This is a genomic window from Pseudomonas wuhanensis (assembly GCF_030687395.1).
Classification (GTDB): domain Bacteria; phylum Pseudomonadota; class Gammaproteobacteria; order Pseudomonadales; family Pseudomonadaceae; genus Aquipseudomonas; species Aquipseudomonas wuhanensis.
Map to the genome: position 1 here is coordinate 5,221,893 of NZ_CP117430.1, position 23,815 is coordinate 5,245,707.

Genomic DNA, 23,815 nt, shown 5'->3' on the forward strand with positions numbered 1-23,815 from the left:
TGACTCGATGACACTTGTCGCCGAGCCAACTAGTCCAGGTATATGGCGCACAATGACTTCTAAAAATAATCCGGCCACCGCGGTATCCGACCTGACCCTGAGCCCCGCGGCGAACAGCCCCTCATCGTCGAAGCCATTGAGCCCGTCGCGTCCGCTGGCGACTCAGCAATACCTGTACTTCACCGAAACCAATACCGATCGCATCCTCGACAACCTCGACGGCCTGCGCGACCTGGTGTTCCCGCGCCCACCACACCTGGAAGGCGACAACGAACAGCACAGCGATCAGGAATTCCCGTCGGTGTGCCTGATTGGCCTGGGCCGTTGTGGTTCGAACATCGCGCTGGACGTGGCGGAGCTGGTGTACAACGCCCGTAAGTTCTACCTCAACGAATTCAACAACGAAGACCGTCTGTCGCCGGACAAGCGCTACGCCGAAAAGGGCTACAGCCCGGCGCAGTGGATTCGCAATAATCTGCGCCTGGGGCCGAACAAGGCCAGCAAACCGGTGTTTCTGGTCGAGCCGCTGGTGATGCTCGGCGACCTGGACAAGGACATCGCCGGTCGCATCCGCTTCTCGCGCAAGGGCGAAAAAAGCGGCTTTTTGCGCGACTACAGCAAAATGAAAATCATGGACTTGTCGGAAGTCCACGCCGGAGGCGCCGGTAACGCGCCGATCCTCGGTCAGTACCTGGCCAAGATCATCCTGAACAAGGACACCCAACGGTTCTCCAGCCCTGACTGGAAGATGATTCACTCGTACCTGATCGACAGCTGCGGGATCAAGGCCAACCAGTCGCGCCTGTATTTCTCGATCTTCAGTGCCGGCGGCGGTACCGGTTCGGGCATGGCCTCGGAGTTCGGTCTGGCTCAGCAGCACTCGTACATGAACAAGACGTTCGACACCAAGCCGATGGACGAGCACGACAGCAAGAGCGGCCATTCCTTCGTCTTCGAGCCGATCTTCACCAGCGGCATTTGCGTACTGCCGAACATTTCCGATCACCGCAGCGAAATGTCCGAGGCGCTGCACATCAACGCCGGTCGCCTGCTGTGCAAGTACCTGTCGGAAGAGTGGGACTTCTCCTACAACTTCGCCAACGAAGACAGCAGCGAAGCCAGCGTCATGGGCCGTATCCGCCCATGGAACGCGATGATGCTGATCTCCAACGACATCATGCGTTATGCCGAAGAAAGCGATGACGGCAACATCCAGAACATTGATGTCAATGCGATGGAAAAGCACGCCAACCAATACATCTCGCAGCAGATCTTCAACATTCTGACAGCGCAGGCGGTGACCACCGACTACGACCAGAACTATTTCCGTCGCGCCGGTATCGACATCGGCGAAACCATTCGCCTGGACGCCAACGACCTGTTCATGAGCCTGGCCGGCCCGGTGGCGATTGCCTACGCCGAGTCCGTGGTGCCGGAAACCCCGCCGCCGAGCAGTGACAAATTCAAGGTGTTCGAGAAAGAGCCGCAGCGCCTGAACATTGATGACCTGTTCTTCCGCTCCATCGACCTGCCGCACTTCAACAAGGTTACCCAGGCGATCGAAGGCATCAGCCTGCTGCCGATCGAGTCCAAGCGCTATCGCGCCTCGCTGGAACAGTACAAGAATTCAGGTTATGACGCGGCCGCGTTGCACGACCTGCACTTCTTCAAGAACTGCTCGTCGGTGGTGTCGATTGTGTCCTTGCCCAAAGACTACAAGCTGTCCTACATGGACCTGAACCGGTTGAAGACCCACCTCAACAGCCTGTTCCCCAACACCACGCTCAAGCGTTATGCGTTGGTGATCGGCGCCTCGGCCAACCTGTCGCTGACCACCCTGATCGCCAAGAGCCCGTGCCTGTCGGACGACTTCCTGACCCTGATCGTGGCCTTCATCAAGCGCTGCTTTGCGAAAAACCCGTACCGCTTCGACGAGACGCTGGACAACTCGATCCTGGACTTCATCATCAATGAAGACTTCGACGAAGACCGCATCGATGAACTGCTCAACGAATTCGAAAACCCGGCGAAGATCCTCGATACCAACTGGTACGCGATCAAACCGATGTATGAGAAGAAGTACCGCGAGCTGATCAACGACAAAGACAAGTTTGTCTCGATCAATGACATTCGTTTGTCCCGGGACTGCGTGAAAAAGTCGATCAAGTATCTGCGCGAGATTTACCGTCACCGGATTGGCAAGACCAAGGTTATTTCTTTGAATAACCATACGGGCAAGACCGCTTAAACCCAGCTGACCCCAATCGCGGGCAAGCCCGCTCCCACAAGGACCGCGTTCTCTTTTGAAAAACGCTGTACCTGTGGGAGCGGGCTTGCCCGCGATGGCGGCATAAGCATCACCACAAATCCCAACATCCAGAAACAATTAAGCAGCCCATCGGCTGCTCAACAAACTGTTCCCGTTACGTTTACGTCACCGTTATACCGGCCTTTCTGTGGCCTTTCTCCACGGCCACCTGCCATCACGCTACTCGGCTACACACTTTTGCCCGACAAAACAAAGCACCAAATCAGTGCAAGCCTTCAAGCCTTCGCCCTTTCCTGGATCATAATCCACGGCGAAACCACCACCGCCCACAGCTCCGGATCGCGCTCGAAAAGATCCAGCGCCCGCGTTTCAGACAGCTTGGCGACCTTGTCGGCGGCCAGCCAGGCAGCGACTTTCTCGCCTTCATCGGTTGCCACCGCTTCTGCTGCAGCGATCAAATCCAGGCCTGAATCGACCCACAATAGGGCACCCTTGGCAAAGAACGGCTCCAACTCTTTCCAGGTAATAGATGCGGTTTCACCAAGCAGCTTGGCATAGAGGGTGCTAGGTTCTTGAATCATGGGTTTCTGTCCGCAAAGAAAATCGACGTGAATGATAACGTCGGTAGTGCGCCAGAAAAACCCGGGTGCAATTGCGTGACCGATCGAGAAATGCAGAAAAGCCAGGGAATGCTGCTGAATCCAAGTATTAGCCAGCTAACATCCCGCCTTGATTCTGTCTTTTTCTTTCAATAAAGCGACACCCTCAGGTTTTGCCCCCTGGCGCCAGCTTCCCAGGCTAACAATCGGCGCTCTACACTGTACCGGTACAGTTGCCGGGGGCATTTTCCGGAGGATATCAACGATATCTGACCCGGTTCTGCTGCTACGGCGCCAGGACTATAAAAACTACAACAGTAAGAGTGGAGCACTATGACTAAGGCTACTAAGCAGATTTCAAAACTGTTTGCCGCTATGGTTCTGGCCGGGGTTGCCAGCCATTCGTTCGCCGCTGACACCATCAAGATCGGCATCGCCGGCCCTAAAACCGGCCCTGTAGCCCAATACGGCGACATGCAGTTCAGTGGTTCCAAAATGGCCATCGAACAAATCAACGCCAAGGGCGGCGTCGACGGCAAGAAGCTCGTTGCTGTTGAATACGACGATGCTTGCGATCCAAAACAAGCGGTTGCTGTTGCGAACAAAGTCGTCAACGACGGCGTCAAGTTCGTGGTCGGTCACCTGTGCTCCAGCTCCACTCAGCCGGCGTCCGACATCTACGAAGACGAAGGCGTGATCATGATCACCCCGGCTGCCACCAGCCCGGACATCACCACTCGCGGCTACAAGATGATCTTCCGCACCATCGGCCTGGACAGCGCCCAGGGCCCTGCTGCCGGTAACTACATCGCCGATTTCGTCAAACCGAAAATCGTTGCTGTGCTGCACGACAAACAGCAATACGGTGAAGGCATTGCCAGCGCCGTTAAACAGACCCTCGAGAAGAAAGGCGTCAAGGTTGCCGTGTTCGAAGGCATCAACGCCGGCGACAAAGACTTCTCTTCGATGGTCTCCAAGCTCAAGCAAGCCAACGTCGACTTCGTCTACTACGGCGGCTACCACCCGGAGCTGGGTCTGATCCTGCGTCAATCCCAGGAAAAAGGCCTGAAAGCCAAGTTCATGGGTCCGGAAGGCGTGGGTAACGACTCCATTTCGCAGATCGCCAAGGAAGCTTCCGAAGGCCTGCTGGTGACCCTGCCGAAATCCTTCGACCAGGATCCGGCCAACATCGCCCTGGCTGATGCGTTCAAAGCCAAGAAAGAAGACCCGAGCGGTCCGTTCGTGTTCCCGGCCTACTCGGCTGTGCAAGTCATCGCCGAAGGCATCAAGGCCGCCAAGAGCGAAGACACCACCAAAGTGGCTGAAGCTATCCACAAGGGCACGTTCAAAACCCCGACCGGCGACCTGTCTTTCGACGACAAGGGCGACCTGAAGGACTTCAAATTCGTGGTTTACCAGTGGCACTTCGGCAAACCTAAAACCGAAGTTTCGCCTCAGTAAGGCCTTGGCCTGACTGACTGCCAATAAAGCCCACGGCGTGCCGTGGGCTTTGTTTTACGAACGTATTGGGCCGCGCTGGCGTGATCCGCCAGTCTCCCCACCTGAAAATCTCAAAACCGTCATCAGCGGTTCGCTGGCAAACCTCGAATTCGAAGTGGGTGCAGATCCACGGGGCTCGAGCGGGAAAATGACTCCACCAGTGAAATGCGTATCAGGTTTTTAGGAGCGCTGTAATGCCTGACATCTATCACTTCTTCCAACAGCTGGTTAACGGTCTGACCGTTGGCAGCACGTATGCCCTGATCGCCATCGGCTATACGATGGTTTACGGCATCATTGGAATGATCAACTTCGCCCACGGCGAGGTGTACATGATCGGCTCTTACGTGGCGTTCATCGCCATCGCCGGGCTGGCCATGATGGGACTCGACAGTGTCCCGCTGTTGATGACCGCAGCTTTCATCGCGACCATCGTCGTTACCAGCGCCTACGGTTACAGCATCGAACGGATCGCCTACCGCCCCCTGCGCGGCAGCAACCGTCTGATCCCGCTGATCTCCGCCATCGGCATGTCGATCTTCCTGCAGAACACGGTTCTGCTTTCGCAAGACTCCAAGGACAAATCCATCTCCAACCTGATCCCTGGCAACTTCGCCATCGGGCCGGGTGGCGCACATGAAGTGCTGATTTCCTACATGCAAATCGTGGTGTTCGTGGTGACCCTGGTCGCCATGCTCGGCCTGACGCTGTTCATCTCCCGCTCTCGCCTGGGTCGCGCCTGCCGCGCCTGTGCCGAAGACATCAAGATGGCCAACCTCTTGGGTATCAACACCAACAACATCATCGCCCTGACCTTCGTCATCGGTGCCGCACTGGCGGCCATCGCGGCCGTGCTGCTGAGCATGCAATACGGCGTGATCAACCCGAACGCCGGTTTCCTGGTCGGCCTCAAGGCCTTCACCGCCGCAGTATTGGGTGGTATCGGCAGCATCCCCGGCGCGATGCTCGGCGGGCTGGTGCTTGGGGTGGCGGAAGCCTTCGGTGCCGATATCTTCGGCGACCAGTACAAGGACGTCGTGGCGTTCGGTCTATTGGTTCTGGTGTTGTTGTTCCGGCCAACCGGCCTGTTGGGCCGTCCGGAGGTTGAGAAAGTATGACTAGGAATCTTAAACAGGCGTTGTTCAGCGCCTTGCTGGTGTGGGCTGTTGCCTACCCGGTACTGGGTCTGAAACTGACCATTGTCGGCATCAACCTCGAAGTCCATGGCACCAGCACTGCAACGCTGATCACCATCGCCGTGTGCTCGGTGCTGATGTTCCTGCGGGTGCTGTTCGACCAGCAGATCAGTTCGGCCTGGAAAGCCTCGCCCAACCTGCCGGTGATGCCAGCCAAGGCCAGTCACTTCCTGACCCTGCCGACGACTCAACGCTGGATCATCATTGCGTTGATCATCGGTTCTCTGGTTTGGCCGTTCTTCGGCTCCCGCGGGGCGGTGGACATCGCCACCCTGGTGCTGATCTACGTGATGCTCGGCCTGGGCCTGAACATCGTGGTCGGCCTGGCCGGCCTGCTCGACCTCGGTTACGTCGGCTTCTACGCCGTGGGCGCCTACAGCTATGCGCTGCTGTCGCACTACTATGGCCTGAGCTTCTGGATCTGCCTGCCAATCGCCGGGATGATGGCGGCCACGTTTGGCTTCCTGCTCGGTTTCCCGGTGCTGCGTTTGCGCGGTGACTACCTGGCAATCGTGACCCTGGGTTTCGGTGAAATCATCCGTCTGTTCCTGCGTAACCTGACCGACCTCACCGGCGGCCCGAACGGCATCAGCAACATCGAGAAACCGACGTTCTTCGGCCTGACCTTCGAACGCAAAGCCGCCGAAGGCCTGCAGACGTTCCACGAGTACTTCGGCCTGGAGTACAACTCGATCAACAAGGTGATTTTCCTTTACCTGGTGGCGTTGTTCCTGGCGTTGTTCGCGTTGTTCGTCATCAACCGCTTGTTGCGCATGCCCCTGGGCCGTGCCTGGGAAGCGCTGCGTGAAGACGAAATCGCCTGCCGTGCGCTGGGTCTCAATCCTACGGTCATCAAGCTGTCGGCCTTCACCCTGGGTGCCTGCTTCGCCGGTTTCGCCGGTAGCTTCTTCGCCGCGCGCCAAGGCCTGGTGACACCGGAGTCCTTCACCTTCATCGAGTCGGCGACCATCCTCGCCATCGTGGTGCTGGGCGGCATGGGCTCGCAACTGGGCGTCGTCCTCGCCGCCACGGTGATGATCCTGTTGCCGGAAATGATGCGTGAGTTCAGTGAATACCGCATGTTGATGTTCGGCGCCTTGATGGTGCTGATGATGATCTGGCGTCCTCAAGGTCTGCTGCCGATGCAACGCCCCCACATGGAGCTGCGCAAATGAGCCGTGAGATCCTGAATGTAAGCGGCCTGAGCATGCGCTTCGGCGGCCTGTTGGCGGTCAACAGCGTGGCCCTGACCGTCAAAGAGAAACAAGTAGTATCGATGATCGGCCCCAACGGTGCCGGCAAGACCACCGTGTTCAACTGCCTGACCGGTTTCTACCAGCCAACCGCTGGCAGCATCGTGCTGGACGGCGAGCCGATCCAGGGCCTGCCGGGCCACAAGATCGCCCTAAAAGGCGTGGTGCGCACCTTCCAGAACGTGCGGCTGTTCAAGGACATGACGGCGGTCGAGAACCTCTTGATCGCGCAACACCGTCACCTGAACACCAACTTCCTGGCCGGCCTGTTCAAGACCCCGGCGTTCCGCAGAAGCGAACGCGAGGCCATGGAGTACGCCGAGTACTGGCTGGAAAAGGTCAACCTCAAGGAGTTCGCCAACCGTCCGGCCGGCACCCTGGCCTACGGTCAGCAACGTCGTCTGGAAATCGCTCGCTGCATGATGACCCGTCCGCGGATCCTCATGCTCGACGAACCGGCCGCCGGCCTCAACCCACGGGAAACCGAAGACCTCAAGGCACTGATCGGCACCCTGCGTGAAGAACATGATGTAACCGTGCTGCTGATCGAACACGACATGAAACTGGTCATGAGCATTTCCGACCACATCTTCGTGATCAACCAGGGCACGCCTCTGGCCGATGGCACGCCGGAACAGATCCGCGATAATCCTGAAGTGATCAAAGCCTACCTGGGGGAAGCGTAAATGCTGCAGTTCGAAAACGTTTCCACCTTCTACGGCAAGATCCAGGCGCTGCACAGCGTCAACGTCGAAGTCCGCCAGGGCGAGATCGTGACCCTGATCGGCGCCAACGGTGCCGGCAAGTCGACCCTGCTGATGACCCTCTGCGGTTCGCCGCAAGCCCACAGCGGCAGCATCCGCTACATGGGCGAGGAGCTCGTCGGCCAGGACTCGTCGCACATCATGCGTAAAAGCATCGCCGTGGTCCCGGAAGGTCGTCGGGTGTTTGCCCGTCTGACCGTGGAAGAGAATCTCGCCATGGGCGGATTCTTCACCGACAAGGGCGATTATCAGGAACAGATGGACAAGGTCCTCGGACTTTTCCCACGCCTGAAAGAACGCTTCGCCCAACGCGGCGGCACCATGTCTGGTGGCGAACAGCAAATGCTCGCCATCGGTCGCGCGCTGATGAGCAAGCCCAAGCTGTTGCTGCTCGACGAGCCATCGCTGGGCCTGGCACCGATCATCATCCAGCAGATCTTCGACATCATCGAACAACTGCGCAAGGACGGTGTGACGGTGTTTCTGGTTGAGCAGAACGCCAACCAGGCCCTGAAAATCGCGGACCGTGCGTACGTTCTGGAGAACGGCCGGGTGGTGATGACAGGGACCGGTGAAGCGCTGCTGACCGACCCGAAAGTGCGCGAAGCGTACCTCGGCGGCTAAGCCTTGGCGGTAAACAAAAAAAACGGCCTTCGCGGCCGTTTTTTTATGCCTGCCACAACATCAATAACAATGAAGATCCCTGTGGGAGCGGGCTTGCCCGCGAAAGCGGTGGATCAGTCACCGCAATGTTGAATGTCAGATTGCATTCGCGAGCAAGCCCGCTCCCACAGGGAATTCGTGTGCTGTGAGGATTTCTGAAAAAGTTTTGGAGTGAGCTGTAACGCACCGCCCTGTCGTTTCTCTAGAGCAGTAAGCAAGCACAAACGCTTGCCAATCCAAGCTCAATTTCGGAGAAACATCATGACTGCTACCACCCGCACCCTGTCCGCCACCGCCCTGGTTCTGGCCCTCGGTTCTGCCCTGAGCATCGCCGCTGTCTCCACTGCCCACGCCGCTGACGACAACATGGAAAAATGCTTCGGCGTGGCCATGAAAGGCAAAAACGATTGCGCCGCGGGCGCTGGCACCACCTGCGCCGGTACCGCCAAAATGGATCATCAGGCCAATGCCTGGAAACTCGTCCCTAAAGGCACCTGCACCACCACGATGAGCAAAACCTCGCCAACCGGTTTCGGCCAGCTGGAAGCCTACAAAGCCAAGTCGTAATCAGAACCCAGCCTGAGTGTCGACCATGAACCCTTCATCTTCCGGGCTCCCGCCCCGCTCCGGGCTGGGGCTCAAGACCGAGCACTTTCGTGAAGTGCTCGGTGCACAACCGGACATCGGTTTCTTCGAAGTCCACGCCGAAAACTACATGGTGGCCGGCGGCCCGTTTCATCATTTTCTGGGGTTGATCCGCGAGCAGTATCCGCTGTCGCTGCACGGCGTTGGCCTGTCCATTGGCGCCGAAGGTCCGCTGGATAGTCAGCACCTGCAAAGGCTTGCCGAGCTGATCGAGCGCTATCAACCCCAGTCCTTTTCCGAACACCTGGCCTGGTCCAGCCATGGCCCGGTGTTCCTCAATGACCTGCTGCCCCTGGCCTATGATGCGCCGACGCTGAACCGTGTCTGCGAGCACATCGATCAGGTGCAGAACGCCCTCAAACGCCCAATGCTGCTCGAGAACCCGGCGACGTATCTGGCGTTCCAGCGCTCGACAATCGATGAAGCCGACTTCATCAGCGAGGTCATTCATCGCACTGGCTGCGGCCTGCTGCTGGACGTCAACAACGTCTACGTTTCCTGCATCAATCACCAAAGAAATCCGCTGGCCTACATCGACGCGCTGCCGCTGCATGCGGCGGGAGAGATTCATCTGGCCGGGTTTGCCGAAGACACCGACAGCCTCGGCGACCGTTTGCTGATCGACGATCACGGTGCGCCCATCGATAACGCGGTGTGGGCGCTTTACACGCAAGTGCTGGAGCGAGTCGGCCCGATCGCCACGCTGATCGAGCGCGACAACCAGTTGCCGGCCTTCAGCGTGCTGCATGCCGAAGCCCGTCAGGCTGATGAGTTACTGCATTGCGCGGGGGGCCGATCATGAGCACTCAAGCCGCGTTTGCCGCCGCCCTGCTCGATCCGCAACAGTCCTGCCCCGAGGGTTTGTTCAGCGCCAATGGTTCCGATCCCGCCAGCCGTTTCGCGGTGTATCGCAACAATGTGCAGAGTTCGCTGATCAACGCCCTGGCCGACAGTTACCCGGTGGTTTCGCAGTTGGTGGGCGACGAGTTCTTTCGGGCAATGGCGGGGCTGTATGTACAGAGTTACCCGCCTCAAGGCCCACTCATCAACGATTACGGCAAGGACTTCGCCGGGTTCATCGACCGCTTTGAACCGGCAGCCAGCGTGCCGTATCTGGGAGATATGGCGCGGCTGGAGCGCCTGCGCGTTCAGGCCTATCACGCCGCCGATGCGCAGCCCTTGCGCCATGAACAGATTGCCGCCGCGCTGTCGGACCCGCAGGCGCTGAGCGCGCTGACGGTCGGGTTTCATCCCTCTCTGAATCTGCTGACTTCAGCTTTTGCCGTGGTTGCGATCTGGGCCGCGCATCAACAGGACGCGACGCTGGCCGGGATCGACCTTGGCCACGGGCAAAACGCGCTGGTGTTGCGCAATGGTCTGGAGGTTGAGGTTTTCGCCATCGACCACGGCGCCAGCACCTTCATTCAGAACCTGCGAAATGGCCAATCCCTGGCCCAAGCGTTAGAGACAGCGCCCGCCTTCGACCTCAGCCAAACCCTGGCGCTGCTGATCAGCCACAACGCCATTACCCGTTTACACCACAAGGTATCGCCATGAACACCCATCAGAACCCCATCGTCCGCGCCATCAAGCGGCTGGAAAAAATCCCCCATAGCCTGATCGCCTTTATCGCGCGTTTTTCCATTGCCGCGGTGTTCTGGAAGTCCGGGCAAACCAAGGTGGAAGGCCTGGCCATCGACTTGATCGACGGCACGTTTCAACTCGGCGTACCAAGGCTGGCGGACTCGACCATCCCGTTGTTCCAGAGCGAATATCACCTGCCATTGCTCTCTCCGGAACTGGCGGCGCACCTGGCAGCCTTTGCCGAGCATTTCTTTCCGATGCTGATCCTGATTGGCTTCGCTACACGTTTTTCGGCGCTGGCACTGCTGGGTATGACGCTGACTATTCAGTTGTTCGTGTACCCCGATGCCTATCCGACTCACGGCACTTGGGCTGCGGTGTTGCTCTACTTGATGGCGACCGGGCCGGGCAAGCTGTCGATTGATCATCTGATTGCCCGGCGTTACGCCCGCTGATGCCGACCTCAGACCTCCAGACAAATGAAGATCCAAATGTGCGAGCGGGCTTGCTCGCGAAAGCGGTGGGTCAGCCACCATCAATGTTGAATGTCAGATTGCATTCGCGGGCAAGCCCGCTCCCACAGGATTTGTGTGGTTGGCTAAAGCCGATCCAGCGCCTCGCCACTACGCTTGAACCAACCCATCAAATAATCCGCCAGCACTTGGGTACGCTTCGGCAAACCACCCTGATACGGGTGCACCAGGTACATCGGCATGCTGCGGGTCTGATAATTGCGCAGGAGCCAGCGCAAACGCCCGTCAGCCAATTCCTCTTGCAGCAGATAGGACGGCAAACGCGCAATGCCGGCACCGGTCAATGCAGCCTTTTTCAGCAGGTTGTAATGGTTGCTGGCGAACGGCCCCGACACGCGCACCCGCGTTAACTCGTGCTGTTGGTGATAAAGCCATTCTTCGCGGCCGCTGTAGTGACTGTTGAGCAGGCAGCGGTGCTCGGCCAAGGCCTGAGGCGTCAGTGGTTCACCGAATCGCTCAAGGTACGCAGGGCTGGCGCAGGTCATTTCGTGCCAGGCCAGTAGCGGTCGGGCGACCAGGCGTTCGTCGTTGGCCACTTCCGAGCGGATCGCCAGGTCGAAACCGTCCCGGGACAAGTCGCGGTAGTGGTTGTTGAGCTCCAGTTCGATCTGCACCTCGGGGTATTGCCGGGAAAATTCCAGCAGCGCGCCGTCAAAGAACGTTTCCCCCAATGAAACCGGCACTGTCATCCGCACCGGGCCGGCCATGTCGTCTTTCAGTCGTGCCAACGCCTGACGCGCACGCTCCACTTGTACCACCAGCGCCTGGGCTTGCGGCAACAACGCCGCACCCGCCGCCGTCAGGCTCAAGCGGCGCGTGGTGCGTTGCAGCAACACCACGCAAAACCGCGTTTCCAGCAGGCTGATGCGCTTGGAGAGTTGCCCTTTACTGCACCCCAGTTGCTGCGCGGCGAGGGTGAAACTGCCCGCCTCGATCAACACCGCGAACGCCGCCAGATCGTCCATTTCGCTCATGGATTGTTTCCATTTGAAAACCAAAGGTTGCCCATTAGCACGCTTATTAATAAAAAAAACCACACTAGACTTAAATTTAAATCCAACCCATTTAAGGAACAGCACGATGAAAATTCTTTTGATTGGCGCCTCTGGCACCGTCGGTTCAGCCATTGACCATGAACTGTCCCAACGCCACAAAATCATTCGTATCGGCCGCAAGAGCGGTGATTTCCAGGTCGACATCAGTGACAGCGCCTCAATCCGCAAACTGTTCGCACAGACCGGCAATTTCGATGCGCTGATCTGCGCCGCCGGCAGCGTCAACTTCGTGCCGCTGGCCACCATGACCGCCCAAGACTTCGAGCTCGGCTTGCGGGACAAGCTGATGGGTCAGGTCAACCTGTTGCTGATCGGTCGGGAATTCGCCAATGACGGTGCGTCATTCACCTTCACCACCGGCATCCTCAGCCACGATCCGATTCGTACCGGCAGCTCGGCCTCCCTGGTCAACGGCGCCCTGGACAGTTTCGTCCGCGCCGCGGCGATCGAACTGCCGCGCGGTTTGCGCATCAACTCGGTCAGCCCGAACGTGCTGGTCGAAGCCATGGGTAGCTACGCCCCCTACTTCCGTGGTTTCAAACCGGTTCCCGCCGCCGAAGTGGCGTTGGCCTACGCCAAAAGCGTGGAAGGCTTACAGACCGGCCAGACCTACCGCGTCGGCTAAAACGAACACGAGCCGTAGGAAAGCGAGGGCATGCAGGGTTGTGATGAACGGTCAGGCTGAGTAACGTGGCGGCACTTGTCAGGAGACTCAAAGATGCGTGCTGCCCGTTCCTTAATACTCGTTGCCCTGCTTCCGCTGTTCGCCGCCTGCCAGTTTCTTGATGCCCCGCGCGAAAGTGCTTCCCATGTGGGCCAGACCCGCATGCAGGGCCAGTTGACGGCGGCCGACGGCAAGTTGCTGTTCCAGCCGTGCAATGAGCAGCGCAGTTATGTGGTCAACGACACCGGCGGCACCAGCGTCCTGCAAGAGGCCGCGACCCTGGCCGATGATCAGGGCAAGTTGTTTGCTGACGTGCGAGGCCGGATCGTTGCCAGTGGTGCCGAGAGTCGGCTCGATCTGGCGCAGCTGTACCGCGTCGAGCGCTCGGGCACGGCGTGTGACGATCCCAATTTCAAACAGCTGATCCTGCGCGCCGCCGGCCATGGCCCTGAATGGAACGTCAAAGTCAGTGGCAAAGGCATGGTCATCGACCGCGCCGGCCAGCCGCCCTTGGCCCTGCCGTACGTTGAAGAGCAACTGGGCGATGGCCGCTTCAACCTCAGCAGCGAAGCCAATAATCAACGCATCGAACTCTGGGTCGCCCCGCAACGTTGCGTCGATAGCAGCACCGGCAGCGTGCAGCACATGAGCGCCGAGCTGCGCATCGACGGCCAGGTGCAACGCGGCTGTGGGTATTTCGGCGGATCGCGTAACGACTGATCGTTTTAGCCTCACTGGAATCATCCTTTGAGGCTTATAATCGCGGGCTTCAAACGCCCTGGCGCAGTTGTGCGCCCCGCGAACCGGATCCCGCCATGTTACGAATCACCGAACTCAAGTTGCCGATCGACCATCCCGAAGAAGACCTTCGCCCTGCCATCGTGCAGCGCCTGGGCATCGCCAGTGATGACCTGCTCGATTTCACCTTGTTCAAGCGCAGCTACGATGCGCGCAAAAAGTCCTCCGAACTGTGCTTCATCTACACCATCGACCTCAACGTTCGCGATGAGGCGTCGGTGCTGCACACATTCGCCGATGACCGTAACGTCAACGTGGCGCCGGATGTCAGCTATAAAGTGGTCGGCCAGGCGCCGGCCGACCTGAGCCAGCGCCCGATCGTGGTCGGGTTCGGCCCGTGCGGGATCTTCGCCGGGCTGCTGCTGGCGCAAATGGGCTTCAAGCCGATCATCCTCGAACGTGGCACCGAAGTGCGTCAGCGCACCAAGGACACCTGGGGCCTGTGGCGCAAAAGCGTGCTTAACCCCGAGTCCAACGTTCAGTTCGGCGAAGGCGGCGCGGGTACGTTCTCCGACGGCAAGCTCTACAGCCAGATCAAGGACCCGAAATTCATCGGTCGCAAAGTCTTGCACGAGTTCGTCAAGGCCGGCGCGCCGGAAGAAATCCTCTACGTCAGCAAACCGCACATCGGTACGTTCCGTCTGACCGGTGTAGTCGAAAACATGCGCGAGCAGATTCGCGCCATGGGCGGCGAAGTGCGCTTCCAGCAGCGCGTCACCGATGTGTTGATCGACGATGGCCAACTGGTTGGCGTCGAGCTCAATGGCGGCGAGCAGATCCATTCGAAACACGTGATTCTGGCCCTCGGCCACAGCGCCCGGGACACCTTCCGCATGCTCCACGGTCGTGGCGTGTACATGGAAGCCAAGCCGTTCTCGGTGGGTTTCCGCATTGAGCACCCACAATCGCTGATCGACCGCGCGCGCCTGGGCAAATACGCCGGACACCCGAAACTCGGTGCTGCCGACTACAAACTGGTGCACCACGCCAGTAACGGTCGTTCGGTCTACAGCTTCTGCATGTGCCCGGGCGGCACCGTGGTGGCGGCGACCTCCGAGCCGAATCGCGTGGTCACCAACGGCATGAGTCAGTACTCGCGTAACGAGCGCAACGCCAACTCCGGGATCGTCGTCGGCATCACCCCGGAAGTCGATTACCCGGGCGGCCCGCTGGCCGGCATCGAGTTGCAGGAACGCCTGGAATCCCACGCCTTTGTGCTGGGCGGCAGCAATTACGAAGCGCCAGCGCAATTGGTCGGTGACTTCATTGCAGGCAAGCCATCCACTGAATTGGGCAGCGTCGAACCGTCCTACAAGCCGGGCGTTGCCTTGGGTGATTTGGCCCTGGCCTTGCCGGCGTTTGCCATCGAAGCCATTCGCGAAGCCCTGCCGGCGTTCGAGAAGCAGATTCGTGGCTACTCGCTGCACGACGCCGTATTGACTGGGATCGAGACGCGCACGTCATCGCCGCTGCGGATTACCCGTAACGAGTCGATGCAGAGCCTGAACGTGAAGGGCTTGTTCCCGGCCGGTGAAGGCGCGGGTTATGCGGGCGGGATTCTGTCGGCGGGTGTCGATGGTATTCGGATTGCCGAAGCGGTGGCCCGTGACATTCTTGGCCTCGAGGCCTGACACGCAGATCACCGAACAACACAAAACCTGTGGGAGCCGGGCTTGCCCGCGATAGCGGTGGATCAGTCAACATTTCTGTTGAATTTGAATCCGTCATCGCGGGCAAGCCCGGCTCCCACAAGGGTCTTCAGCGTCTGAAAGATCTTAGATATTGGCGCGCAACACGCTGGCCGGCAGCGGCTCGCCGCGCTCGACACTCGCCGCCACGGCATCCATCAAACCGCTCAACTCATACCCCTGGGCCTTGAGCCAGGCCTGATCGTAATAGGTATCGGCATAGCGCTCGCCGCCGTCGCACAGAATCGCCACGATCGACCCCGACTCCCCCGCCGCCAGCATCTGGTGGGCTGCCATCAAGGCACCGATCAGGTTGGTGCCGCTCGATCCGCCGACTCGTCGCCCCAAACGCTGCGCCAGGTAATGCATGGCCGCCAGCGACAACGCGTCCGGCACTTTGACCATCGCATCGATCACCTTGGGCAGGAACGACGCTTCCACCCGCGGCCGGCCAATGCCTTCAATCCGTGAACCGCAATCCAGGCGCAGGCTGGCATCGCCGGTCTGGTAATAATCGAAGAACACCGAACGCTCGGCATCGGCGCACAGCACGCGGGTGCAATGCTGGCGATAGCGCACGTAGCGGCCGAGCGTCGCGGTAGTGCCGCCGGTGCCGGGGCTGGAAATCAGCCAGCTCGGTTCCGGGTGCTGCTCGAAGCGCATCTGCTGGAAGATCGATTCGGCGATGTTGTTGTTCGCCCGCCAGTCGGTGGCACGCTCGGCGTAGGTGAACTGGTCGATGAAGTGCCCGTCGTGTTCGCGAGCCAGGCGTTCGGATTCGGCGTAGATCTGCGTCGGATCGTCCACCAGATGGCTCTTGCCACCATAGAAAGCGATCTGCGCGATCTTTTCCTTGGACGTGGTCGCAGGCATCACCGCAATGAACGGCAACCCCAGCAGGCGGGCGAAGTACGCCTCGGAAATCGCCGTCGAACCGCTGGAGGCTTCGATCACCGGCGCACCGGGTTTGAGCCAGCCGTTACACAGGGCGTAGAGGAACAACGAACGCGCCAACCGGTGTTTCAGGCTGCCGGTGGGATGGCTCGACTCATCCTTGAAATACAACTCGATGCCCGGCAACCCCGGCAGCGGCAAGGGGATCAGGTGGGTGTCGGCGCTGCGCTGGAAGTCGGCTTCGATGATCCGGATGGCTTCGCGGGCCCACTGTCGGTTGTCGCTCATGATGGTTTTCTCGTTGAATCAGGCAAAGAGTCGGCCTTGTCGCAAGGCTCAGCCCACAAGCTTAGGAAAGAACCTACATCATGCACAGATACAGCTGAGGTCCAATACGTCCGGCAACTGCTAGGCTCAGGCCTTTGCTGACCGTCCGCGTTGTCACGACATATAACAAAAAAGAATATAACTTTTGTTTTAACAACTAACGGTACGGGTTAGGGTGTGCCACCTTTTGAATTCATCGATGGAGAGCGACCTTGCCTCTGCGTAGCACGTTCACGCGTTTCTTTCAGTTGGAAGCTGCCAGCGGTCTGTTATTGATCGCCGCGGCGGCCCTCGCCCTGATCATCAACAATTCCTCGCTGTCGTGGCTCTATAGCGGGCTGCTGGACACCCCCGTGGTGGCTCAAATCGGCGCACTGAAAATCGCCAAGCCGCTGCTGCTGTGGATCAACGACGGCCTGATGGCCCTGTTCTTCCTGCTGATCGGCCTGGAAGTGAAACGCGAAGTCCTCGACGGCCAACTGTCTAAACCGTCGCAAATCGTCCTGCCCGGCGCGGCGGCGATTGGCGGCATGGTGGTGCCGGCGCTGATCTACTGGTTCCTCAACCGCGACAACCCGTCCGCCTTGGGGGGCTGGGCGATCCCGACCGCCACCGATATTGCCTTCGCCCTTGGCGTACTGGCCTTGCTGGGTAAACGCGTGCCGGTGTCGCTGAAACTGTTCCTCATGACCCTGGCGATCATCGATGACCTGGGCGCGATCATCATCATCGCGATCTTCTATTCCGGCGCGCTGTCGACCTTGTCCCTGGCATTGGCTGCGACCTGCATCGCGGCCTTGATCGGGATGAACCGACTTGGCGTGGTTAAACTCGGGCCGTACATGATCATCGGGCTGATCCTCTGGGTCTGCGTGCTCAAGAGCGGCGTGCACGCCACGCTGGCCGGCGTGACCCTGGCCTTCTGCATTCCCCTGCGCACGAAAAACGCCGAGCCTTCGCCGCTGCTGACCCTGGAACATGCCCTGCATCCGTGGGTGGCCTACGGCATCCTGCCGCTGTTCGCCTTCGCCAACGCCGGCCTGTCCCTGAGCGGCGTGACCGTCGAAAGCTTCACCCATCACGTACCGATGGGTATCGCCGTCGGCCTGCTGCTGGGCAAGACCATCGGTGTCTACGGCCTGACCTGGCTGGCGGTGAAAATCGGCATCGCCACCCTGCCCCAAGGCGCCAACTGGGGTCAGGTGCTGGGCGTGGCGATCCTCTGCGGCATCGGTTTCACCATGAGCCTGTTCGTCGGTTCCCTGGCCTTCGTGCCCGGCACCAGTGAATACGCCGGGATGGATCGCATGGGGATTCTGACCGGTTCGATTCTGGCGGCATTGATCGGTTATGCGGTGACGGCGGCGGCGAGTCGCAAGAGCGCTGCGCTGCCGGCCCTGAAACCCGGAGAACAATCCCTGTAATCTTCAGGATTCGTCCTACAGCCACGATTCGTCACGTTCGTTAACGTCGTGCAGCCCCTCTTTCGGGGGTTGCCGATGGACGAATGAAAGGACAATCAGTGGCTGGCAACAAGGACATCCCAAGGGTGCAAAACCCGCCGTCGGGCGATGGGCATCACGTCACTCATCGCTATATGACGGCCACCGAATTGGCCCAGCGTGACGCCAGACAAAACGCCTACGACGCCATGCTGGCCAGGCAGCTGGCCTTCGAAGACAGCCTTCACGTCACAGCGAAAAAGGACGATGTTGTCCGCGCGGGATGCGTGTTCGCCAAGTCCTGCAAACTGCCCGATGCAATCATCGACTACACGAATCCTTCCGGCGTTGTTCCGACTGACAGCCTGAAAGACTATGGCGAGCTGGTTCTGCTGGGTGCTCGCGAGGTCGATGAAAGCGGTGGTATCCCGCTCAAGAAAATCAGTGGCACTGCCATTCCGGCAGGTTTCGGCAGCTTCGCCCTGGGTGGCTCAGCGTTTGCCGCACTGCCCGCCGTCGCCGCCAGCACCGCTGCAGCCACCTTGGCAGGTCTGGTGGGCTTGGTCATACCGTCGAGTCTTGGCGACAGCTCGCTCTACACCGAAGATCAACTGCGATCCCTCAAACAGGCACGCACTCGCGTGCGCCTCAGAGTCGAGCAGCAGGCTGACGGCAGTCTCAAGGGATACGGTTTCTACACCGGTAAAAACCGTGACTGGGAGATGGTCGATGTCGTGCAATTCACCTTGCGCGGCAATCAGCAGGTGGCTGATCTTGGGGACGGCATCGAGCTGATCTGGACACCGGTCGAGGACGGTTCAAACGTCCTCGGCATCCCCGCTTTGGAAGCCGCACCGCAAGCACCGCATATCTGGGTTTATCCGCCGACTAAGGCAGCTGACAGCATCATCGTGAATCCGGTGTACCCGCCTGAGTACAAGGATTTCATTCTTGTGTTTCCGGCGGATTCGGGGGTTGGGCCGTTATACATCGTAGTTAACACTTCACGTAAAGGCCTACCATCAGCGGGGCATAGCTATCATAAACCTCCGAAAACAGAACAAATCACCGCGTTTCCCGGCCTGAAAAAAGCAAAAAAAATGAATCCTATACAAGGAGGTGGTGGGCTTCGAGAACGTTGGACAGATGCCAAGGGCAGGAGAATTTACGAGTGGGATTCGATGCACGGAGAATTGGAGGTATACCGCGCAAGTGATGGAGCCCACTTAGGAGCGTTTGACCCCATTACAGGTGAACGGCGCGAAGACCCGAAAGATGAAAGAAGCATCAAGAAAAAATATTTGTGAGGTAATGATGGGATTAAAACTGAGACTGGAGTGGTACGACAAACAAACCCAACTCTGCCAAGGCGAGGAATCGTCCAAAGACTTAGGCGATGATGAGTCAGTATTGAATGCCTTGGGTATCCCGGTGGAAAACAACATCAATAATGGCGGTTTCAATGTAATTGAAAAATGGGTCGCTACAATTCAGCCTTTTTTTCAACACGACATCGTCTTGACCACTTACGACTATCAAATTGCGTTTGATTACAGTGAAGCCTGGTAACAAGCCCCCCTATGATCTACAAAATTGAAGCCTTTGATAAAAAAACTGAGTTTATTGATCGTCCCCACGCTCCGCGTGGGAATGCCGCCGGGGACGCTCTGCGTTCCGCTGGCGACGCTAGACTCGAGTCCTGCGCACTGGTGACGCGGAGCGTCACGAGATGCATTCCCACGCGGAGCGTGGGAATGATCAGAAACCCCACAGCCAAAAAGAAAACCCCGACCAGTCACCTGATCGGGGTTTTCTTTCACCTTACATTCCCACTCAGTGCGAAACGCGGCTAGTCCCATCCACAGTGGCAATCCGCACCCGCTCACCCACACGGAATACTTCGTTCGGCTGAACTTGCTGCACGTAGGCGCGCATGCTGCCATCGTCTTCGCGCACGGTGATTTCGACGCCTTGAGTACGGGTCAGGCCTTCTTCGGCAGCCGAGCCCACCAGGCCGCCGGCGACGGCGCCGATGACCGCTGCGACGATGCTGCCGCGACCGCCGCCGATGGCGCTACCGCCGACACCGCCCACGACTGCACCGGCGGCGCTGCCGATCGGGGTTTTGGTGCCTTCGATTTTCACCGGACGCAGGGCTTCGATGGTACCCATGCGAATCGTCTGCACACGACGCGCTTCGTCACGGGAGTAGGAGTCACCGGTCAGGCTCGATTGGCAACCGGAGAGCAACATCGCCATCGTGGAAAAGGAAGCAACCAGCAGAACAGACTTACGCATAGCATCAAACTCCATAGGACAGGTATCCATTAAACTCCGCAGCTTGACGCCTGTCACGGCATTGCCCGGATAAAATTGGTTTCATTCAGGCCCGATACAGGCGCTTTTTCGAACTCAGCACACAGTAGCGTCAAATTACAAAATCTGCGCCGCTGACCCAAGGATTTTCATGGATTACTTCATCATTGTCGTCACGACCGTCGCCGGCTTGTACTTCCATGGGTGGCTGTACGTGCGGATCAAACGCTGGATGGACCGCGACCTGGCGTTGTCACTGGCGGGTAAAGACGAACAGAAAAGAGCCTTTATGCTCCAGCAACTGGCAAACGCTCAAACGCAGAAGATCAAGCGGCGGGACCTGCCTCAGTGGCTTGAGGCCGCTGCGGCAGGGTATCCCGATCGGTAGGCTGTTTACGGCGCCAGGCGTTCACGAACCCAGTCGGCGCCCTGCAAGCGGTAGTTGAGGCGATCGTGCAGACGGCTCGGACGGCCCTGCCAGAATTCGATGCGCTCGGGTAGCAAGCGATAACCGCCCCAGTGCTCGGGGCAGTGAGGCTGGGTGTCGCTGAAACGTTGCTCGGTGTTCTTGAGCAGCGCTTCCAGTTCGCCGCGATCGGCGATCACCCGGCTCTGGGGCGAGGCCCAGGCACCGAGACGGCTGCCCAGAGGACGAACCTGATAATAAGCGTCGGACTCTTCAGGCGTGACCTTCACCACCCGCCCTTCGATGCGTACCTGGCGCTCCAGGGCCGGCCAGAAGAACGTCATGGCCGCAAATGGATTGGCTGCCAGTTGCTGCCCCTTGTCGCTTTCATAGTTGGTGAAGAAGGTGAAGCCCTGCTCGTCCAGGCCCTTGAGCAGCAGGATGCGGCAATGCGGCCGACCGTCCTGATCGACGGTGGCCAGCGTCATGGCATTCGCCTCCACCGGCACCTGCTCGGTATTCACCGCATCGGCAAACCACTGATGGAACAGCGCGAACGGCTCGGCCGGGGCTTGCGCCTCGGTCAGGCCATCTCGGGTGTAGTCGCGACGCATATCTGCCAAGGGCCGGGTCATGGCGCATTCCTTTTGGTTAACGAATCACTGCTTTGTGGCGTCGGCGGCGACGACTTTCTTGGTGTCGGCGGCAGCTTTAGCTGGCGCAGTCTTTTTCACTATTGCTTTTTTGGCTGGAGCCTTGGCAGCCGCTTTCTTGGCCGGTGCCTTTTTCGTCGCCGGCACAGCCGCTTTCTTCGCAGCAGGTGCCGGGGTCACAGGCTTGGCCACAGGCTTGATGTCTTGCGCAGCGACCATCGTTTTCACTGGTGCCGGAGCCGGCATGTTGTACTTGCTCAGCAACGCGACCATGGTATTTGCCGGCGTCACCAACAGCTCGACGCGACGGTTCAAGGCACGACCTTCAGAACTGTCGTTGGCGGCACGCGGAGCCTCACCACCCATGCCGCGCAGCATCAGGCGATCACGCTGCAGACCGCTGAGACGGAAGATCGCCGCCACTGCCTGGGCACGTTCCTGGCTCAGCTTCACGTTGGCCGGAGCGGCGCCCGAGGTATCACTGTGACCGAGTACCAGCACGGCAGTCTTTGGATCGACTTCGAGGATTTTCGCGACTCGGGTGAACGGGCCGAGGGTCACCGGCAGCAGCATGGCCGGACGATCAGGGTTGAACGAGCCGTCTACCGGTGCCGTGACGACCAGCACGTTTTCGCGGCGCTCAAGTTTCAGGTTGCTGTCCTTGATCGCCTCACGCAGGCGCGGTTCGTAGTCGTCGAGCCAGGCTTGAGTGACTTTCGGATCGGGCATCGGCACGGCTTTGGCGGTGCTCTGCTCCTTGCCGCCGAACGGCCACCACCAATTGCCACCGGCATCGGCTTCAGCCTTGGCTGCAACGACCGGCTTGGCTTCAGGTTTAACTTCCGGTTTCACGTCCAGTTTGGCCACTTTGTCGGCAGCGTCATCAGAACCGAACGGCCAGTACCAAGGGGATGCACTGTCAGCCTTGGCGACGGGGGCTGTTGCAGCAGGTTTCAGCGGGGCCGGGGCCGGCTCTTTGGTCCCCACCTTGTCGGAAGAGCCGAACGGCCACCAGCTGCCGCCGTCTGCGTCATTTTGTGGGGTTTGTGCGCAACCGGTGATAGCGAAGCACAGGGCCAGGGCGAGAGTTTTATTGGACGACATTGGATATCCACAAAATGAAGTAATGAAGAATCAGACCGGGTTAGCCCGGATAAACAGCGCTTTGAAACCACAAAGACTTTCGGGTTCCGGCCCTGGCCCCCTTAAGTGTGATTTACAGACAAGTGGCCAGTACTCGCACAAGCTGTTGGGCTCGTGGATCCATCAAGACGTACGGCCCCAGGGTATTTGTCACAAAGCCGAAGGCCACATCGTATTCCGGGTCAGCAAAACCGATGGAGCCGCCGGCGCCCGGGTGACCGAACGCCCGTGGGCCGAGGCCGTAGGTGGCGTTGGGTACGTCCGGTTGATCGAGCATGCAACCCAGGCCGAAGCGGGTCCGGGTCAATAAAGTCTTGTCTTCGCCGACGCTGTGCTCGCGGGTCAGCTCGTCGAGCATTTCGCTTTCCAGCAGGCTGCCGTCGAGCAGACCGGCGTAGAACCCGGCCAGGCTGCGGGCATTGCCATGGCCATTGGCAGCGGGCTGCTGCATGCGTCGCCATTCCGGTTTGTTGGTGCTGGTCATTATAGACGGCGGGTTGGTGAAGGCCCGGGTGCTCATGGCCGTCGGTTCGCGCATGGTCACTTGCAGCAAGCGCTGGGCCGCGGCATCGCCGAGGTTGCCCTTGCCACGGGCGATGTGCGCCACGCGATGGAACTCTTTGTCGGCGAGGCCGACGTGGAAGTCCAGCCCCAAAGGCTTCGCGACCCGTGCCACGATGGATTCGCCGGGCCCACGACCGTCGGCGCGACGCAGCAACTCACCGACCAGCCAGCCATAGGTGATCGCCGCATAACCGTGACCTTCACCCGGCGTCCACCATGGCGCTTCGGCAGCCAGGGCATCGACCATGGTCTGCCAGTCATAAAGTGCTTCAGGGGCCAGCAACTCGCGCAGCGCAGGCAGCCCGGCCTGATGGCAGAGCAAGTGGCGCAGGGTCACGGATTCTTTGCCGGCGGCAGCGAACTCGGGCCAGTAGCGGGCGACCGGGGCATCCAGTTGCAGTTTGCCTTCGGCCACCAGTTGCAGCGCGGTCACGGCGGTGAAAGTCTTGGTGCAGGAAAACAGGTTGGCAATGGTGTCGCTGTGCCAGGCTTCGGTGCCGTCCTTATCGGCGGTACCGCCCCAGAGGTCGAGAACGGTTTCACCGCCAATCCGGATGCACAACGCCGCGCCACGCTCCTGAGGATCGTCGAACAGCGCGGCAAAAGCTTCGCGCACCGCTTCGAACTTAAGCTCGTAATGACCCTGAATCTGCACCCGCAACTCTCCCGGATAAACGCTCTACAAAGTGGCCCGCATTGTTCCAGCCCTTGAGGGTTTTGGGAACAGGGTCGGGCCGGGCGGTCGCCCGGCCCTGAGAATGCCGCAGACATCGATGGTGCGATCCCTGTGGCGAGGGGGCTTGCCCCCGTTGGGTCGCGAAGCGGCCCCCATGTCTCTACAGATAAACCGCAAATTCAG

24 protein-coding genes are annotated in these 23,815 nt (G+C 59.4%); 17 read left to right on the forward strand and 7 right to left on the reverse strand.

The window, feature by feature from the left end:
* The first annotated feature begins 52 nt into the window (after positions 1 to 52).
* Positions 53 to 2,248: a hypothetical protein gene (locus PSH88_RS24130; RefSeq protein WP_305423076.1), complete on the forward strand. Its 2,196-nt coding sequence runs from the start codon at positions 53 to 55 to the stop codon at positions 2,246 to 2,248.
* Positions 2,249 to 2,544: 296 nt separating this feature from the next.
* On the opposite strand, the gene PSH88_RS24135 is transcribed toward PSH88_RS24130, so the two are convergent.
* Positions 2,545 to 2,850: a DUF2288 domain-containing protein gene (locus tag PSH88_RS24135; protein WP_305423077.1), complete on the reverse strand. Its 306-nt coding sequence runs from the start codon at positions 2,848 to 2,850 to the stop codon at positions 2,545 to 2,547.
* Between the two features lie 351 nt (positions 2,851 to 3,201).
* On the opposite strand from PSH88_RS24135, the gene PSH88_RS24140 reads away from it, so the two are divergent.
* From PSH88_RS24140 to PSH88_RS24180, 9 genes are all read left to right on the forward strand, one after another.
* Positions 3,202 to 4,329: a branched-chain amino acid ABC transporter substrate-binding protein gene (locus PSH88_RS24140; protein ID WP_305423079.1), complete on the forward strand. Its 1,128-nt coding sequence runs from the start codon at positions 3,202 to 3,204 to the stop codon at positions 4,327 to 4,329.
* Between the two features lie 233 nt (positions 4,330 to 4,562).
* Positions 4,563 to 5,486: a high-affinity branched-chain amino acid ABC transporter permease LivH gene (gene livH / locus PSH88_RS24145; RefSeq protein WP_305423080.1), complete on the forward strand. Its 924-nt coding sequence runs from the start codon at positions 4,563 to 4,565 to the stop codon at positions 5,484 to 5,486.
* Entirely contained in the window at positions 5,483 to 6,739 is a 1,257-nt protein-coding gene (locus PSH88_RS24150; RefSeq protein WP_305423081.1) for a high-affinity branched-chain amino acid ABC transporter permease LivM, read from the forward strand. The genes livH and PSH88_RS24150 overlap by 4 nt, the downstream gene beginning before the upstream one ends.
* Positions 6,736 to 7,503 carry a high-affinity branched-chain amino acid ABC transporter ATP-binding protein LivG gene (gene livG / locus PSH88_RS24155; RefSeq protein ID WP_305423082.1) on the forward strand — a complete coding sequence of 256 codons (768 nt, stop codon included), beginning with the start codon at positions 6,736 to 6,738 and terminating at the stop codon, positions 7,501 to 7,503. The genes PSH88_RS24150 and livG overlap by 4 nt, the downstream gene beginning before the upstream one ends.
* Complete coding sequence (locus PSH88_RS24160) at positions 7,504 to 8,205, forward strand: ABC transporter ATP-binding protein (RefSeq protein WP_007906649.1); 702 nt, start codon at positions 7,504 to 7,506, stop codon at positions 8,203 to 8,205.
* Positions 8,206 to 8,505: 300 nt separating this feature from the next.
* Positions 8,506 to 8,811 (forward strand): BufA1 family periplasmic bufferin-type metallophore, encoded by a 306-nt coding sequence (locus tag PSH88_RS24165; RefSeq protein WP_305423084.1) that lies wholly within the window; start codon positions 8,506 to 8,508, stop codon positions 8,809 to 8,811.
* Positions 8,812 to 8,836: 25 nt separating this feature from the next.
* Positions 8,837 to 9,691 (forward strand): MNIO family bufferin maturase, encoded by an 855-nt coding sequence (gene bufB, locus PSH88_RS24170; protein ID WP_305423086.1) that lies wholly within the window; start codon positions 8,837 to 8,839, stop codon positions 9,689 to 9,691.
* On the forward strand, positions 9,688 to 10,446 hold the full coding sequence (locus PSH88_RS24175; protein WP_305423087.1) for an HvfC/BufC N-terminal domain-containing protein: 759 nt from the start codon (positions 9,688 to 9,690) through the stop codon (positions 10,444 to 10,446). Before bufB ends, PSH88_RS24175 begins: the two co-directional genes overlap by 4 nt.
* Positions 10,443 to 10,928 carry a DoxX family protein gene (locus PSH88_RS24180; protein ID WP_305423089.1) on the forward strand — a complete coding sequence of 162 codons (486 nt, stop codon included), beginning with the start codon at positions 10,443 to 10,445 and terminating at the stop codon, positions 10,926 to 10,928. Before PSH88_RS24175 ends, PSH88_RS24180 begins: the two co-directional genes overlap by 4 nt.
* 143 nt (positions 10,929 to 11,071) lie before the next feature.
* Here the strand turns inward: PSH88_RS24180 and PSH88_RS24185 are convergent, their stop codons facing one another.
* A complete protein-coding gene (locus tag PSH88_RS24185; protein ID WP_305423090.1) occupies positions 11,072 to 11,980 on the reverse strand; it encodes a LysR family transcriptional regulator in 909 nt (302 codons plus the stop codon).
* 106 nt (positions 11,981 to 12,086) lie between these two features.
* Between PSH88_RS24185 and PSH88_RS24190 the strand changes: the two genes are divergently transcribed.
* The 3 genes from PSH88_RS24190 (at position 12,087) to PSH88_RS24200 (ending at position 15,154) form a co-directional block, all read left to right on the forward strand.
* The gene (locus PSH88_RS24190; RefSeq protein WP_305423091.1) at positions 12,087 to 12,686 is read left to right on the forward strand and encodes a short chain dehydrogenase; all 600 of its coding nucleotides are present in this window, start codon (positions 12,087 to 12,089) and stop codon (positions 12,684 to 12,686) included.
* A gap of 93 nt (positions 12,687 to 12,779) precedes the next feature.
* A complete protein-coding gene (locus PSH88_RS24195) occupies positions 12,780 to 13,445 on the forward strand; it encodes a COG3650 family protein (protein ID WP_305423092.1) in 666 nt (221 codons plus the stop codon).
* A 95-nt stretch (positions 13,446 to 13,540) separates the two neighbouring features.
* Positions 13,541 to 15,154 (forward strand): NAD(P)/FAD-dependent oxidoreductase, encoded by a 1,614-nt coding sequence (locus PSH88_RS24200; protein WP_305423094.1) that lies wholly within the window; start codon positions 13,541 to 13,543, stop codon positions 15,152 to 15,154.
* 144 nt (positions 15,155 to 15,298) lie between these two features.
* Here PSH88_RS24200 and PSH88_RS24205 read toward each other — a convergent pair whose 3' ends face one another.
* The gene (locus tag PSH88_RS24205) at positions 15,299 to 16,396 is read right to left on the reverse strand and encodes a PLP-dependent cysteine synthase family protein (protein ID WP_305427052.1); all 1,098 of its coding nucleotides are present in this window, start codon (positions 16,394 to 16,396) and stop codon (positions 15,299 to 15,301) included.
* A gap of 248 nt (positions 16,397 to 16,644) precedes the next feature.
* Between PSH88_RS24205 and nhaA the strand changes: the two genes are divergently transcribed.
* The 3 genes from nhaA to PSH88_RS24220 all read left to right on the forward strand — a co-directional run bounded on the left by nhaA (position 16,645) and on the right by PSH88_RS24220 (position 19,443).
* On the forward strand, positions 16,645 to 17,856 hold the full coding sequence (nhaA, locus tag PSH88_RS24210; RefSeq protein ID WP_305423095.1) for a Na+/H+ antiporter NhaA: 1,212 nt from the start codon (positions 16,645 to 16,647) through the stop codon (positions 17,854 to 17,856).
* Between the two features lie 98 nt (positions 17,857 to 17,954).
* The gene (locus PSH88_RS24215) at positions 17,955 to 19,181 is read left to right on the forward strand and encodes an S-type pyocin domain-containing protein (protein ID WP_305423096.1); all 1,227 of its coding nucleotides are present in this window, start codon (positions 17,955 to 17,957) and stop codon (positions 19,179 to 19,181) included.
* A complete protein-coding gene (locus tag PSH88_RS24220) occupies positions 19,150 to 19,443 on the forward strand; it encodes a colicin E3-like toxin immunity protein (RefSeq protein WP_370694668.1) in 294 nt (97 codons plus the stop codon). Before PSH88_RS24215 ends, PSH88_RS24220 begins: the two co-directional genes overlap by 32 nt.
* 264 nt (positions 19,444 to 19,707) lie before the next feature.
* On the opposite strand, the gene PSH88_RS24225 is transcribed toward PSH88_RS24220, so the two are convergent.
* A complete protein-coding gene (locus tag PSH88_RS24225; protein ID WP_305423097.1) occupies positions 19,708 to 20,172 on the reverse strand; it encodes an outer membrane lipoprotein in 465 nt (154 codons plus the stop codon).
* A 169-nt stretch (positions 20,173 to 20,341) separates the two neighbouring features.
* On the opposite strand from PSH88_RS24225, the gene PSH88_RS24230 reads away from it, so the two are divergent.
* A complete protein-coding gene (locus PSH88_RS24230) occupies positions 20,342 to 20,578 on the forward strand; it encodes a hypothetical protein (RefSeq protein WP_305423099.1) in 237 nt (78 codons plus the stop codon).
* A gap of 5 nt (positions 20,579 to 20,583) precedes the next feature.
* On the opposite strand, the gene pdxH is transcribed toward PSH88_RS24230, so the two are convergent.
* The 3 genes from pdxH to PSH88_RS24245 all read right to left on the reverse strand — a co-directional run bounded on the left by pdxH (position 20,584) and on the right by PSH88_RS24245 (position 23,611).
* Positions 20,584 to 21,231 carry a pyridoxamine 5'-phosphate oxidase gene (gene pdxH, locus PSH88_RS24235; RefSeq protein ID WP_052966961.1) on the reverse strand — a complete coding sequence of 216 codons (648 nt, stop codon included), beginning with the start codon at positions 21,229 to 21,231 and terminating at the stop codon, positions 20,584 to 20,586.
* Between the two features lie 24 nt (positions 21,232 to 21,255).
* On the reverse strand, positions 21,256 to 22,353 hold the full coding sequence (locus tag PSH88_RS24240; RefSeq protein WP_305423102.1) for an OmpA family protein: 1,098 nt from the start codon (positions 22,351 to 22,353) through the stop codon (positions 21,256 to 21,258).
* Between the two features lie 112 nt (positions 22,354 to 22,465).
* Complete coding sequence (locus PSH88_RS24245) at positions 22,466 to 23,611, reverse strand: EstA family serine hydrolase (RefSeq protein WP_030131288.1); 1,146 nt, start codon at positions 23,609 to 23,611, stop codon at positions 22,466 to 22,468.
* Positions 23,612 to 23,815: the final 204 nt, after the last annotated feature.

Bases quoted from the DNA above. Each gene is read 5' to 3' on its own strand.
- PSH88_RS24130 (WP_305423076.1), top strand. From the start codon at position 53: ATGACTTCTAAAAATAATCCGGCCACCGCGGTATCCGACCTGACCCTG.
- PSH88_RS24135 (WP_305423077.1), bottom strand. From the start codon at position 2,850: ATGATTCAAGAACCTAGCACCCTCTATGCCAAGCTGCTTGGTGAAACC.
- PSH88_RS24140 (WP_305423079.1), top strand. From the start codon at position 3,202: ATGACTAAGGCTACTAAGCAGATTTCAAAACTGTTTGCCGCTATGGTT.
- livH (WP_305423080.1), top strand. From the start codon at position 4,563: ATGCCTGACATCTATCACTTCTTCCAACAGCTGGTTAACGGTCTGACC.
- PSH88_RS24150 (WP_305423081.1), top strand. From the start codon at position 5,483: ATGACTAGGAATCTTAAACAGGCGTTGTTCAGCGCCTTGCTGGTGTGG.
- livG (WP_305423082.1), top strand. From the start codon at position 6,736: ATGAGCCGTGAGATCCTGAATGTAAGCGGCCTGAGCATGCGCTTCGGC.
- PSH88_RS24160 (WP_007906649.1), top strand. From the start codon at position 7,504: ATGCTGCAGTTCGAAAACGTTTCCACCTTCTACGGCAAGATCCAGGCG.
- PSH88_RS24165 (WP_305423084.1), top strand. From the start codon at position 8,506: ATGACTGCTACCACCCGCACCCTGTCCGCCACCGCCCTGGTTCTGGCC.
- bufB (WP_305423086.1), top strand. From the start codon at position 8,837: ATGAACCCTTCATCTTCCGGGCTCCCGCCCCGCTCCGGGCTGGGGCTC.
- PSH88_RS24175 (WP_305423087.1), top strand. From the start codon at position 9,688: ATGAGCACTCAAGCCGCGTTTGCCGCCGCCCTGCTCGATCCGCAACAG.
- PSH88_RS24180 (WP_305423089.1), top strand. From the start codon at position 10,443: ATGAACACCCATCAGAACCCCATCGTCCGCGCCATCAAGCGGCTGGAA.
- PSH88_RS24185 (WP_305423090.1), bottom strand. From the start codon at position 11,980: ATGAGCGAAATGGACGATCTGGCGGCGTTCGCGGTGTTGATCGAGGCG.
- PSH88_RS24190 (WP_305423091.1), top strand. From the start codon at position 12,087: ATGAAAATTCTTTTGATTGGCGCCTCTGGCACCGTCGGTTCAGCCATT.
- PSH88_RS24195 (WP_305423092.1), top strand. From the start codon at position 12,780: ATGCGTGCTGCCCGTTCCTTAATACTCGTTGCCCTGCTTCCGCTGTTC.
- PSH88_RS24200 (WP_305423094.1), top strand. From the start codon at position 13,541: ATGTTACGAATCACCGAACTCAAGTTGCCGATCGACCATCCCGAAGAA.
- PSH88_RS24220 (WP_370694668.1), top strand. From the start codon at position 19,150: ATGAAAGAAGCATCAAGAAAAAATATTTGTGAGGTAATGATGGGATTA.
- PSH88_RS24225 (WP_305423097.1), bottom strand. From the start codon at position 20,172: ATGCGTAAGTCTGTTCTGCTGGTTGCTTCCTTTTCCACGATGGCGATG.
- PSH88_RS24230 (WP_305423099.1), top strand. From the start codon at position 20,342: ATGGATTACTTCATCATTGTCGTCACGACCGTCGCCGGCTTGTACTTC.
- pdxH (WP_052966961.1), bottom strand. From the start codon at position 21,231: ATGACCCGGCCCTTGGCAGATATGCGTCGCGACTACACCCGAGATGGC.
- PSH88_RS24240 (WP_305423102.1), bottom strand. From the start codon at position 22,353: ATGTCGTCCAATAAAACTCTCGCCCTGGCCCTGTGCTTCGCTATCACC.